Source organism: Mycobacterium haemophilum DSM 44634, from assembly GCF_000340435.2.
In the GTDB taxonomy this organism is placed as follows: domain Bacteria; phylum Actinomycetota; class Actinomycetes; order Mycobacteriales; family Mycobacteriaceae; genus Mycobacterium; species Mycobacterium haemophilum.
The window spans coordinates 2529316-2541394 of record NZ_CP011883.2 but is presented as its reverse complement, the minus strand read 5'-3'; the positions used below and the strand labels follow the sequence as shown (position 1 = coordinate 2541394).

Sequence of the window (12079 nt, the reverse complement as noted above, 5' to 3'; positions counted from 1 at the left end):
CCGCCATGGCGGCGGATCTTGGCCCGCAACGCGACCGCGAATCCGAATTAACGCATGCACTGGCGGCGGTGCGTTCGCGGCTTGCGGCCGCCGCGCAAGCCGCGGGACGCAATGTCGGCGAAATTGAACTTCTACCTATTACTAAATTCTTTCCAGCAACTGATGTTGCGATTTTGTCTCGATTGGGGTGTCGGTCCGTTGGCGAATCGCGGGAACAGGAAGCGTCAACGAAAGCCGCTGAACTCGCTGAGCTGTTAGGGGCTTCTCGGGAGCCGAAATCGTGCATGCACTGGCACATGGTGGGCCAAATTCAACGCAACAAGGCGCGGTCGCTGGCGCAGTGGGCGCACACCGCTCACTCGATCGACAGCTCGCAATTGGTTACGGCGCTCGATCGGGCGGTAGCCGCGGCGTTGGCCGACGGGCGCCGCGAGCAGCCGTTGCGGGTCTACGTCCAGGTAAGCCTCGACGGCGACGTATCGCGCGGCGGCGTCAACGTCACCGCGCCCGGCGCAGTTGACCAGGTCTGCGCGCAGGTCGAGGAGTCGACAAGCCTGGAGTTGATCGGGTTGATGGGCATCCCGCCGTTGGGGTGGGATCCCGACCAGGCTTTTGACCGGTTGCGGTCAGAACATCACCGGGTATTGCAGTCACACCCGGATGCGATCGGGCTGTCCGCTGGCATGTCTAACGATCTTGAGATCGCGGTCAAACATGGTTCGACGTGTGTGCGTGTCGGTACCGCGCTATTGGGTCCGCGCCGGTTACGGTCACCGTAAGTAGTCACTGTAGTCACATCTTCATCACAGACACCAGAGCTTCAGGCCTAGAAGGGGATCACGCAATGAGCACACTGCACAAGGTCAAGGCCTATTTCGGAATGGCTCCGATGGAGGATTACGACGACGAGTACTACGACGATCGCGCTCCCGCCCACGGCTACGGCCGTCCTCGGTTCGAGGAAGGGTACGGCCGCTACGAAGGGCGCGACTACGACGATCCACGCGGCGAGCCGGCCGACTATCCGCCGCTCGGGTACCGCGGCGGCTATCCAGAGGAGCCCCGCTACAGTCCCGTTCGCCCACGCGAGTTCGACCGGCCTGACCTGGGCCGGCCGCGCTTGGGGTCGTGGTTGCGAAATTCCACCCGCGGAGCGTTGGCGATGGACCCGCGCCGGATGGCCATGCTGTTTGACGAAGGCAGCCCGCTGTCGAAGATCACCACGCTGCGGCCTAAGGACTACAGCGAGGCGCGCACCATCGGCGAGCGGTTCCGAGACGGCACCCCGGTCATCATGGATTTGGTGTCGATGGACAATGCCGACGCCAAACGCCTGGTCGATTTCGCCGCAGGCTTGGCCTTTGCGTTGCGCGGCTCGTTTGACAAGGTCGCGACCAAGGTGTTCCTGCTGTCGCCCGCCGACGTCGACGTATCCCCTGAGGAACGTCGCCGGATCGCCGAAACCGGCTTCTACGCCTACCAATAGATCAGCCCGGTACGCTGGCGGTAGCCGTACGCGTAGACGGCAGTTGGCATCCTCATCGGTAAGGTCGGGCTTTCGTTGGCGTTGTTTTATCAGATCCTTGGGCTGGCGCTGTTTGTTTTCTGGCTGCTGCTGATCGCCCGGGTTGTTGTCGAGTTCATCCGCTCGTTCAGCCGTGACTGGCGTCCCAGCGGTGTCACTGTGGTGATCCTGGAGATCATCATGTCGATCACCGATCCGCCGGTGAAGCTGTTACGGCGGCTGATTCCGCAACTCACTATCGGCGCGGTCCGCTTCGACCTGTCCATTATGGTGCTGATGCTGGTTGCGTTCATCGGCATGCAATTGGCTTTAGGCGCTGCGGCCTGAGCCATGTCCCGCCGCCCCGGAAGTGAGGCGACGGTTCGGCCACGGTTCGGCGACGGTTTGCCCCATGCGATTTCAAATCTAAAGGGTTGGGATTTAATGGCCTTAATGTTTGAAATGGGTTCTTAAATTTATTAGGCAACGGCAACAGCCGCGTCTGGTGTGACAGGATGGACGGTAGTTGCGCGATGGCTACCACTGCGTTCTACACTTTCCAGATCGTTTGACAAGGGACTTGAGGGGACGAACAATGCCGCTTACACCAGCCGACGTCCACAACGTGGCGTTCAGTAAGCCGCCCATCGGCAAGCGTGGCTATAACGAAGATGAGGTCGACGCCTTCCTCGACCTGGTTGAGAACGAGCTGACTCGGCTCATTGAAGAGAATTCCGACCTACGCCAGCGGATCGAGGAGCTGGATCACGAACTGGCCGCGGGTGGCGGTGCTGGTGCCGGCCCCGTTGTCGTTGCGCAGCCCACTCAGGCGCTTCCCACTTTCGAACCCGAACCGGAGCCTGCCAAGCCGGCACCGGTGGCAGCTCCCGCCGAGATATCCGAAGAGCAGGCGATGAGGGCCACTCGGGTGCTGAGCCTGGCTCAGGATACCGCCGACCGGCTCACCAGTACGGCCAAGGCCGAATCGGACAAGTTGTTGGCCGATGCGCGTGCCAATGCCGACCAAATTCTCAGCGAGGCTCGCCTCACGGCGGAGGCCGCCGTCGCCGAGGCCCGGCAACGCGCCGACGCGATGCTGGCCGACGCCCAAACCCGCGCCGAGGCCCAGTTGCGTCAAGCCCAGGAGAAGGCCGACGCCCTGCAGGGCGACGCTGAGCGTAAGCATTCTGAGATTATGGGAACCATCAACCAGCAGCGCACGGTGTTGGAAGGCCGACTCGAGCAGCTACGTACCTTCGAACGCGAGTACCGGACCCGGCTGAAGACCTATCTGGAATCTCAGCTCGAGGAACTCGGTCAGCGTGGGTCGGCTGCACCGGTCGATTCCAACGCGGATGCTGGTGGGTTCGACCAGTTCAATCGGGGTAATAACTAGCTAGTGGCGATCGCAAGCGCGGCGGAGCCGGGCGCAGCGGGTCGCCACTCAATTAAACCGAGAAGCGTGCCGGACACAGCCAAGCTTCGAGGTCGGCACACTAGGTCTGGCAGTTCTACTTGTCGGCTGGAGGATCACCGATGCTGATCATTGCGCTGGTGTTGGCCCTCATTGGGCTCGTTGCGCTGGTGTTTGCGGTCGTCACCAGCAATGAGCTGGTGGCCTGGGTATGTATTGGTGCAAGTGTTGTGGGCGTGGTGCTGCTCATCGTTGACGCACTGCGGGAACGCCAGCGCATCGATGCGGCCAACGACGAGGGTCAGGAAGACGAGGACGCCGAGACCGCCTACGTCGACTACCCGGAAGAAGTTCCAGCGCAGACCTCAGCGGACGCCTCAGCTGAAGCGGCGAGCGATGAGGCGGCGGAGTCGTCGACGGAAGACGACACAGACACCAGCGAGGAATCGGCGGTAACCGCCGACGGCCACGGTGACGACCGCGCCAAGTAGCCGTTGAATTAACGACCCTGCGGCGCGTCGTCAGTGGTGGGTGTGGCGAGGAGCTCGCGAACCTCATCGTCAGTGACCTGGTGAAAGTCCGAGTAGACCTGTCCAACCGCGTCAAACGCGGTCGGCATCGTCGCACACACCACGTCGTCGGCTTCGCGCGCGAGCTCGCGGCAGGCTAACTGCGGCCCGACAGGTACCGCGACAGTTATTGATTTGGGAGCCGAGTCGGGCCTGGCGGCCCGTAGGGCGCGGACGGCCGCCAGCATGCTGGCGCCGGTGGCGATGCCGTCGTCGACGAGGATCACGATCCTGTCGTGAGGGTCGACGACTGGGCGCCCGCCACGATACGCCCGCTCGCGTCGCACCAGTTCCACTGTCTCCCTGTCGATCACCGCATGCACCTGTTCATCGGTGATGTGCAAGCTGGACACCACGTTGTCGTTCATCACCACCACACCGCCGCTAGCTAGCGCACCCATCGCGAGTTCGCTCCACCGCGGCACGCCGAGCTTGCGAACCAGGAACACGTCGAGCGCGGCATGCAGCGCTGAGGCGACTTCCCAGCCCACCGGAACACCGCCGCGAGCCAACCCCAGGACGAGCAAATCCTGCCTGCCGCCGTAGGACGTCAGCTGTTCGGCGAGCACGCGGCCAGCTTCGCGCCGGTCGCGGAAGGTGCGCGTCGGTGTCCGCCGGAGAAAGCCACTTGGTGTGTTCATTGGTCGTACTCCAGGCTATTGACCTCGTCACCAAGCCTACGTCCGCTCGCGAGGTATTGGGTTGTTTTCTGGCGCGGCATGGACGCCTGGATATCGTTGTGTACAAACGGAATTGACGACGGTACTGGATCGATGCAAACCTTGGCCTAGTACGTTGGAGGTACTAACGTGGCTGATGTGGCGAGTAGGCAACCGAATGATCCTGGTGTGGTGCTGGGGTACGGCGACGCCGAATATCGATGTTCCGCGCAGGCATGATCGAGAGGATCCGCGATATGAGACGGCGCGCTTCTAGCTACACGTCCTACAGCATCGCTTGCGCGATCGTCTGGGCCCGTCATCTTGGCTGTGGTTTCGTTGGCGACTGACGACGTCACTCGCCACAAGCTCGTAATGGTTTTCGGTGGATGGGTGATCGGGTGGTTGTCGGCGACGATCGCCAGAGCCGTCTATCCGCCACCGAAACGGCATTTCCGGCAATAACTCGACTCATCACGGCGTGTCCGCGGGGGACATGCCCGCCTACGACACGGGTTGAGACCTGGCGAATCGGTACCTGATCGTCGTCCGCGCTGGGGTTGACCCACTCTAATGTCGAGCGGTCGGACTAGGGGTCGAGTTGGGCGGGGGCGATTCGGCACCCGGCGGCTTGGGCTCCGGCGTGCAGACGTCGGTCCCAAACGGCGATGATCAGGCCGGGGTCGCCGACAGCCAACGCGCTGGCCAGGTGAACAGCGTCGGCTCCGCGCAAGGCATGGGCTCGGGCGAGGCGGCCGGCGTGCTGTTCAACCGTCGCGGTGAGTTCGACTGGGCGGGTGGCGGCCCAGAAGCCGTCCCAGTCATGCTCGGCGGCGGCGAGCTCGGATTTAGTTAGGTCGTGGTTGCGGGCTGCTGCAGCGAGTGCGGCGCGGACTTCGGGGTAGGCCAGGCGGCTGGACAATGCGGCGTCGCAGCCGTCCCACAGCGCGGACGCCAGCGAGCTCCCTGTCTCGGTGGTGAGAAGTTTGACGAAGGCGCTGGCGTCGAAGTAGACGAGCGGCACCGGTCAGCGCCGCTGGTCGCTGACCCGGTCAGACACCGGCCGCCGCGGTCGGGGCCCGGACCGTCCCGCAGCGACGGGCCGCTGCGCGGTGGCCTTGCCAATCACGCCTTCGGCCGTGAGACGCTCCAAGGTGTCTGTGCTGTCCAGCGCAGCGAGTCGCGCGACCGGAATCCCACGGTCGGTGATGACGACCTCACCACCCGCTCGCGCTCGATCGAGCCAATCGCTGAGGTGCGCGCGCAACTCGGTCACGGATACATCCACACCGTGAACTGTACACTCACTGAACCACAATTTGTACATGTCACTACTGGATGCGGCCAACGACACCTGAGAGACTGACCTGCGCAAGCCGGAGGCCAGGTGGCAACGGGCCGACACACCGATTCGTCCGCGGTCCTGGCGACGCCGAGACGGTCGATGTCATGGTGGCTGGTGGCCTTCCATCCAAGCTGCATCCGAAGGTATTGCGGCGGAAGGTGTTTGCCGTCTCTGGTGGGACTTCGGCGCAGCTGGCGTTCGTGGTCAGTAGATGGCGACGGCAGCGCCTCGGTGTCGGACGCCGCGTCTAGCTTGCAGCAACGAGCTTTTGAATTCTCTGTTTGAGACGCTGTGTGCGGTGACTGCTGGCGATCGTATTCGTATGACGGAGCGTGCTTCAAGCTGGTGTAGGCGTCCCGTCTTCTTTCGTAGCCGATGTGGTTGCGCCCAGGCTCGCCCTAGCTTTTTGTGGAGGTTGGTCCAGGACTCCATCCCGACAGCCAGTTCGATTAGATGGACCTCTATGCCGGTGCGGCCGTACCTGTATGTGTTCGTAATCGGCCCCGTCGCCCACCCGTGTTCGTGGTCAAGACGGATCCAGTTGCGGAGCCCTTTAACGCCGCCGATGTGACCGAGGTAGAACAACGGGACCTCCGTCATCGACTTCGGGCTCGATACACCGCCGTGGCGCGGCAGCGCCATCAATCGAGAGTTCCAAAGTTGATCAGACTCACGACCCGCAACGCCCGCAGCAGCCATCAGCAGCCGGGCCGCGTCAGTGCGCCGCAACGCCACAAAAGCACAGGTCAAACCCCGGGTGAATGTTTACGACGCTCCGACCACCTCGACACCTTCGAAATGCGAAGAGCCCGACGATACGATATAGTGCGGTGACGTTCACATAAATTATGTGATGACGTTCATATAATAACTAACCGGTCGCGAGGGAGTATTGATAATTTCTGCGGAGAAAATCAGCGCAGCATTAGAATCTGATTTGGCTCACGAGTCGGCTTCCGGAGCGTTCACGCGACAATGACCTGCGTCTTTGCCGCCAAGATCGGCAAAGATTGCGCACTAAACCTAGTGCCCGTGGGGTCCGATCTGGTTGCGTAGGCTGTTGCCGGGGGCGTAATCGGGTGATGACCGGTGAACGAAAGCTGTTGTTAATCAACGCTGTTCATATTGTGAGATCGCCCAAGGTGTCGACGATCGGTGCGTTCACCGACCTGTGTGGGAGTGACCTGGACAAACGCGCCGTCGGGTTGCGCACCAATTTGAGCTAATTCGGGTTAGAAGATTTGATCCTGTTTACAACAGACTTGGAGAAGATATGTTTGATTTTACAAACACGAATGCGTCCCCCACCCGAGAAGACTTTAATCCGTCGCTATCAGGGCTGGATGCGTCGTTACTGGTAGACAGGGAAGCGATGTGGGCAAATCCTGATGGCATGACTGAGGTGAGCACCAAGATGGTGGAGATAGCTCACCAGATTTCGATAGCAAATGCCAAGAAGGCCCCGATGGTGACCAAGATTCCCGCGCCGGGGAAGGATAGCGTGTCAGCTCTGTTAGCGAGATTTTTTAATGCCCGCGCGGTGATGTACCAAGTGCATACCGATCGCGGCGCGGACATCGGCAAGCAGTTGTCCTGGAGCCTAAAGGATGGCGCATCTAAATATGCGGACACTGACGAGTCCAGCAAAAAGAATATTCTGGATGGTCTCCAGGGCGGGGATGTCCGGCATACCGGCGTTCATGGCCCATATAACGAGTCCACAAAAACTTCAGACAACCTTGCTTCCAGCAAGAAGGTTGTTGTAGATACTGGTGCCGGGGTTTTTCCGCCTGGTTGGGAGGACTCTTCTCACGAGGACTTTTAAGAACGAGGTGAATCGTAAACATTCAGCCTGTTCGTGAGGTCTGAGGCCCACACGACCCGATGTTGTTTTCCGGCGTGTCGGTAACGTGTGTGGCCTTGAGGAGATGTCGCGGGAGCAGCTGACCGGGCTGGTCATAGCACAAGCCGAGCAGAGTGCTGCTGCTGACGACGACCAACGCAGAGCTGACGGCCAAGCTGGCGCGGTTGGAGCATTTGCTGTCGCAGCAACAGCAGCAATTCGTCGATGCCGCCGTCACGCCGCCGCCGGTAAAGCAGCAACGTGGGGGCGGGTCAGTGCGCAAGCGGGGCAAACAGCCGGGGGCGGCAGGGTCGTATCTGGACTGGACCGCCAACCCCGACGATTGACACGACCTGTTCCCCTAGGGCTACTGCGAGTGTGGGCGCGATCTGGCCGCGGCGAGGGATCTGGGGATCGTTGATCGCTATCAACAACGCGAGATCCCGCTGGTCACGCCTTGCAGCGCCAGCTCAGCGAGGCGAATGGCAAGGTTGCTGCTTTGGTTACTGTAGCGGAATCTGGTGTGGCCGTTGAGACTTGACCGCTGCATTGCGTCGCCGCACCGCCGAGCGCGACGAGTTGAAGGCCCTTCTTGAGCGAGCCGAGAGACCCTGCGCAATGTCTGCTGCACTGATCAGCGAGTTGGTCGAGGAGTTGGGCGGGCTGGCAGCGGTGCTTGGTGAGGCAACCGGGGCGGAACGCGCTCAGGTGTACGCGAGCCTGGGTCTGCGTCTTGATTACGATCCACATCTGCAACGAGCCAAGGCGACGGCCGACTTGAGTCGTGTCGCCGGCTGTGTCCGAGGGGGTGTGTGGTTTCAGAACATCGGAATAGCATGTCTTGACACATCACAGTGGTGCGCCGCCAGTGTTTGAACCCCCGGACCCGCTGATTAAGAGTCAGCCGGCTGCCAGCGATGTCTGCGCTAGCGGCGTCGCCGCGAAACGCCAAAGTAGCCCCGCCGCCTGCCCGGCTTCTTCGACGCTCGCCCCGTTCAACTCCATCCGGCGTGCGACGTGTCAATCACCCGAGCACTTATACGCTACTGGTTAGATTAAGTCAAACAACCAAAGATATGTTTCTCGACAAATGGTTGTTTGACAAGTGGTCGCTGCTAGAGTAGCAGACATGCTGTCTGCCTCGATTCCTGCCCGCTTGGTCGACGCCGGCGTTCAGGTGGTGACTGGCGATGCGCACAGCATCACATACCGGATAGGTGGCCGCGCCGTGGTAGCGGACCTGGTCCTGGCAGAACGCGCGCCATCTCCGGCCGCCGTCCTCAGTCACGTGCGTCGCCATCCCGGTCGCCGCGTCTTCGTGGTTTGCGAGACCATCTCAGACGAGGCACGTTCAGCGCTCCTGGCTCACATTGACGTGGATCTCAGCGTCGGCAGTACCGGCGAACTGGTGCTCTCCGGGCGAACGTACCGAACGCCCACACCAGGACGGCCACACCGCGCAGCCAGCGAGCGCAGCTGGCGCCGGCGGGCGGCCGAACGGGTCTGTGTGCTCACGCGCGACCACCTCCGCCAACGTGACATCGCTGCGGCCATCGCAGTCAGCCAGCAGGCGGTGTCCAAGATGGCCGAGAAGGATCCGCTGCCGGACACGCCCATGGCCGAGGCTGCACGCCGGGAATTCATGATGAAACTGGCATCGGTACCCGCAGACAGCGGACTCGTCGAAACGTACTGGTATGGAATGGATCCGGTAGTGGAGCAGGTGCGCAGCGCGACCCGACTTGGCGCCGAGCTCACCGTGCCGATACTTGCCGGCGGCGAGGTCGCCGCCGACGTCCTGCAACCGTGGCGGATACCAACCAGAGGTCTGGTCTACGCCAAAGAACTGGTCGACCTCTCCGAGTTCGGCCTGGTGGAGGCCACCGCCGAGGAAGCGACCTTGACCGTGCGGGTTCCCGCCGATCCGACAGTCTGGACGACCGCGTCCTGGTGGCTGCGGGTTAGTGATACGCAGCGTTCCGACATCATCACCGTGGACCCAGTGATTGCGCTTCAGGACCTCAGCGACGGCGCCGATCTCGGCGACGGTGCACCGCAGCGTCTCGGCGACTGGATCGTGCACCGGTGACCAGAACAGCATCCGTCGTGATGGCCTGCACCGCGGTGGCCGACGACAACGGAATGCGTGCGCTGCGCGACGTGGCCGCTGTCGCCGACGACATCGAGTACCGTGTCATCGGCGGTCACATGGTGCGGCTGCTGCGGCATGTCTACAACGTGCCGGGCATACCGCGGCTGACCTCCGACGCAGACACCGGGATCGACGTAAACGTGGCGTCTACGGGCGACCTCCACGATCGGCTCACCGCGCTGGGGTACATCGCTGAGTGCGGCAACCGCTACGAGCGAGGTGAGCAAGCGGTTGACCTTTTGGTTCCCACCGCAGCCAAACCGGGCAAGCGGATCATCGGCGAACGAGCCTTCGATGGTGCGCCAGGGCTACGCATGGCGCTGGCCCTGCCGCCGATCGAAGTCGCTGTTACAGCCCGGCTCACCGACGGCGACATGATTGAGTTCGAAGTCCCGGTTCCCGACGTCGAGGCAGCATTCGTGCTGAAGATGCTGGCACGTACCGTTCGCGACTCCAAACGTGACCTCCAAGACATCGAGACATTGCTGGAGATCGTGGCGTCACAACCCGAATATCGCGCATCACCGTGGCGCCTGGACGACCCCAAGATCACAAAGGCCGGCGAGCGCAGCGATGCTGCGCGTGTGGCAGCGCAAATGATCTCCAGTCCGCCGACGAGGGTGCCGGCCAGAGTGCGGGCGCTGCTCCGGCGCCATGTCGCCATCGTGTCGCGATGACATACCGGCGGACGGCGGCTCGACACCGTACGCACCCAATCGTATGACCTCGCCGGAAGCTCGGTCAGGCGTGCAGACTTCCCGAGTCCGAGCCACGCCACGGGGTGGCGTTGCAGGCACGTGCCCAGTGTCGATAAAGCGCACTGATGCTCACGTGGCCGAGAAGGTGATCACCGTCGTAGTGCTTTTCGCGGACCGACTCGGATTCGAGGAGCCAGTAGATGTCGTGCAGATGTCGGCCCCACCCAGCGGGCGCGACGGCAGTGGCATCTGAAGTGATCGTGTGCACGGCCGCGAGCTTTTCGAGCAGAGTCCGTTCTGCTCCAAGGACATTCACCTCGAGTGCCGTGAACTCCTCCCACTGATCGTCTGGTTCCCCGAGTTCTGCTATCGCATAGTCGGCGACGATCGATCGAAGGGTGTGCTGCTCTGCGGGCTCCGTGCCTCCCCGTGACCCCATTTCGAGGGTCACCCCTTCGGTCAGTGCTGTGTGAACCGTTTCGCGTAACGGGTAGTGGTACTTGATATCTCGCTTCACACCTTTGGTCGACAGCAGGAGCTCCTGGCGAACCTCGTCGGCGCCGAGGTGCTGGTGAACCTCAGCCTGGATGCCTTTGAGGAGCTTGTCACGTTGGTTCTCGCTGGCCCCACCGCCATCATCGGGAAAGATCACGAGCAGATCGATGTCCTCGGAGAATCGGTCGATGAGACCGTAGACCCGGCTCAGGCTGGTCCCGCCCTTGAAGACAGTTCGTACGGTCCCTGCTGTGCCGTCCTTCAGAGTGATACGGCGATCGCGCGCCGCAATGCGAAGAACCTCCATCGCCCAGAAGTCCTTCTCGAGGAATGGGAACGGTCGATTCAGCGCGTCGGCAGCTTGCCCGAGAAGCGCATCGAGATCATCGAGGCCTTCGCGCAGGCGTGGTGGTGTCACAGTTTGTCGCGTTATGCCGCTGACTTGAGCGCAGCGATCAACCGTGCGTGGTTCGCCTTAACTGGTCCTGTTTCTCCGGTTGCCGCCTTGGCGAGGGCGCGCAGTCGCACTGTTTTGGCCGTGGCCAGTTCGTCGACCTTGCGGGCAAGTGTCGTCATGCCACCATCAACGAAGTGCTCGGGCGAACGGAGAACCTCCAGTACGGCGATCTCCTTCTCGTTGAGTGCCGCCCTGGCCGGATTGCTGCGCACATGCAGCACGACACCAGGAACAGGCGGGTCAGCCTTGCACAACGCCGCCGCCTCGAACTTGGCGGGTACCTGGGTCGTGAGCCCGAGATTGCGCGCCGCGGAATAGCCCGCAGGGCCAAAGCCGGAGTTGGGTGCACGGAAGATCTCCCGGGCGACCTCTTCGACGCGGGGCTTGACCGGTCCGTAGCGGGTGGCTCGGGGCACCTTGAAATAAAGTCCACGCCGTATGCGGACCAAGTCGCCGCTCTGCACGGCGCGCGACGCCGCTTTACGGGCGGCTTCGTTGCTGCCAGGTAGGTCTGAGACGTGCACGAATGACCGCGGCGAGGCGCGTCGAATCGCCATCGCTGGTGTGTTGGTCAAGGCCGTCATCTTTCGGATTTTAGCGGGAACGTGACATCTTTTCAAGGAAACCGCAGTTCAGACCATTCCCTCCGTTACGCTCAGCGCACGCCTCGACACCGTAGGTGGGCGGCCCGCAGGACCCTACGGGCCGTCAGCGTCGACGTGTCGGATTCACCGGAGCGTCGGTGGTCGCGAGTACAAATGGGTGTCAACGAAGTGGGTGTCTCTTCGGTGGCCAGACGGCGAGTCGGGGGTTCCGGTGGCAAAGAAGCGTAAGTCGAACCAGAGCAGGCAGGCCAAGAAGCACGAAGCGGAGTTGCGGCGGCGCGCCGCTGCCGCTGAACGTCGGCGCGAAGCCCATGTCCGACTGGTCTTCGAGCGTCAAG

The 12079-nt window shown here is 62.2% G+C and carries 13 protein-coding genes and 2 pseudogenes; 10 read left to right on the top strand and 5 right to left on the bottom strand.

From position 1 onward, the window contains the following. Positions 1-5: 5 nt before the first annotated feature. The 5 genes from B586_RS11920 (at position 6) to B586_RS11900 (ending at position 3409) form a co-directional block, all read left to right on the top strand. Entirely contained in the window at positions 6-779 is a 774-nt protein-coding gene (locus tag B586_RS11920) for a YggS family pyridoxal phosphate-dependent enzyme (protein WP_156166439.1), read from the top strand. A 65-nt stretch (positions 780-844) separates the two neighbouring features. Continuing rightward, a complete protein-coding gene (locus B586_RS11915; RefSeq protein WP_047314732.1) occupies positions 845-1486 on the top strand; it encodes a cell division protein SepF in 642 nt (213 codons plus the stop codon). Between the two features lie 75 nt (positions 1487-1561). Continuing rightward, on the top strand, positions 1562-1852 hold the full coding sequence (locus tag B586_RS11910) for a YggT family protein (protein ID WP_047314733.1): 291 nt from the start codon (positions 1562-1564) through the stop codon (positions 1850-1852). Positions 1853-2099: 247 nt separating this feature from the next. Next, positions 2100-2900 carry a DivIVA-like cell division protein Wag31 gene (wag31, locus tag B586_RS11905; RefSeq protein WP_054879845.1) on the top strand — a complete coding sequence of 267 codons (801 nt, stop codon included), beginning with the start codon at positions 2100-2102 and terminating at the stop codon, positions 2898-2900. Between the two features lie 140 nt (positions 2901-3040). Then, positions 3041-3409 (top strand): phage holin family protein, encoded by a 369-nt coding sequence (locus B586_RS11900; protein ID WP_054879846.1) that lies wholly within the window; start codon positions 3041-3043, stop codon positions 3407-3409. An 8-nt stretch (positions 3410-3417) separates the two neighbouring features. Here the strand turns inward: B586_RS11900 and B586_RS11895 are convergent. The 3 genes and pseudogenes from B586_RS11895 to B586_RS22065 all read right to left on the bottom strand — a co-directional run. Next, positions 3418-4143, bottom strand: a pseudogene (locus B586_RS11895) (phosphoribosyltransferase); the annotation flags it as partial. A 592-nt stretch (positions 4144-4735) separates the two neighbouring features. After that, on the bottom strand, positions 4736-5170 hold the full coding sequence (locus B586_RS11890; RefSeq protein ID WP_047314737.1) for a type II toxin-antitoxin system VapC family toxin: 435 nt from the start codon (positions 5168-5170) through the stop codon (positions 4736-4738). Positions 5171-5173: 3 nt separating this feature from the next. After that, positions 5174-5628: pseudogene (locus B586_RS22065) on the bottom strand (type II toxin-antitoxin system Phd/YefM family antitoxin). 1136 nt (positions 5629-6764) lie between these two features. Between B586_RS22065 and B586_RS11880 the strand changes: the two are divergent. The 5 genes from B586_RS11880 (at position 6765) to B586_RS11860 (ending at position 10163) form a co-directional block, all read left to right on the top strand. After that, positions 6765-7316 (top strand): PE family protein, encoded by a 552-nt coding sequence (locus tag B586_RS11880; RefSeq protein ID WP_082607601.1) that lies wholly within the window; start codon positions 6765-6767, stop codon positions 7314-7316. A 152-nt stretch (positions 7317-7468) separates the two neighbouring features. Continuing rightward, a complete protein-coding gene (locus B586_RS11875; RefSeq protein WP_054879850.1) occupies positions 7469-7681 on the top strand; it encodes a hypothetical protein in 213 nt (70 codons plus the stop codon). 271 nt (positions 7682-7952) lie between these two features. Further along, on the top strand, positions 7953-8210 hold the full coding sequence (locus B586_RS22060; protein WP_236971277.1) for a hypothetical protein: 258 nt from the start codon (positions 7953-7955) through the stop codon (positions 8208-8210). 301 nt (positions 8211-8511) lie between these two features. Further along, positions 8512-9423, top strand: coding sequence for a hypothetical protein (locus B586_RS21620; RefSeq protein ID WP_211141629.1), 912 nt, complete (start codon positions 8512-8514; stop codon positions 9421-9423). After that, positions 9420-10163: a nucleotidyl transferase AbiEii/AbiGii toxin family protein gene (locus B586_RS11860; protein ID WP_054879851.1), complete on the top strand. Its 744-nt coding sequence runs from the start codon at positions 9420-9422 to the stop codon at positions 10161-10163. The genes B586_RS21620 and B586_RS11860 overlap by 4 nt, the downstream gene beginning before the upstream one ends. Positions 10164-10227: 64 nt before the next feature. Here the strand turns inward: B586_RS11860 and B586_RS11855 are convergent, their stop codons facing one another. Together B586_RS11855 and B586_RS11850 are read right to left on the bottom strand one after the other, a co-directional pair. Further along, positions 10228-11097: a nucleotidyl transferase AbiEii/AbiGii toxin family protein gene (locus B586_RS11855; protein ID WP_054879852.1), complete on the bottom strand. Its 870-nt coding sequence runs from the start codon at positions 11095-11097 to the stop codon at positions 10228-10230. Positions 11098-11108: 11 nt separating this feature from the next. Continuing rightward, complete coding sequence (locus B586_RS11850) at positions 11109-11720, bottom strand: DUF6088 family protein (protein WP_054879853.1); 612 nt, start codon at positions 11718-11720, stop codon at positions 11109-11111. Positions 11721-12079: the final 359 nt, after the last annotated feature.

Bases quoted from the DNA above. Each gene is read 5' to 3' on its own strand.
- B586_RS11920 (WP_156166439.1), top strand. From the start codon at position 6: ATGGCGGCGGATCTTGGCCCGCAACGCGACCGCGAATCCGAATTAACG.
- B586_RS11915 (WP_047314732.1), top strand. From the start codon at position 845: ATGAGCACACTGCACAAGGTCAAGGCCTATTTCGGAATGGCTCCGATG.
- wag31 (WP_054879845.1), top strand. From the start codon at position 2,100: ATGCCGCTTACACCAGCCGACGTCCACAACGTGGCGTTCAGTAAGCCG.
- B586_RS11900 (WP_054879846.1), top strand. From the start codon at position 3,041: ATGCTGATCATTGCGCTGGTGTTGGCCCTCATTGGGCTCGTTGCGCTG.
- B586_RS11880 (WP_082607601.1), top strand. From the start codon at position 6,765: ATGTTTGATTTTACAAACACGAATGCGTCCCCCACCCGAGAAGACTTT.
- B586_RS22060 (WP_236971277.1), top strand. From the start codon at position 7,953: ATGTCTGCTGCACTGATCAGCGAGTTGGTCGAGGAGTTGGGCGGGCTG.
- B586_RS11850 (WP_054879853.1), bottom strand. From the start codon at position 11,720: ATGACGGCCTTGACCAACACACCAGCGATGGCGATTCGACGCGCCTCG.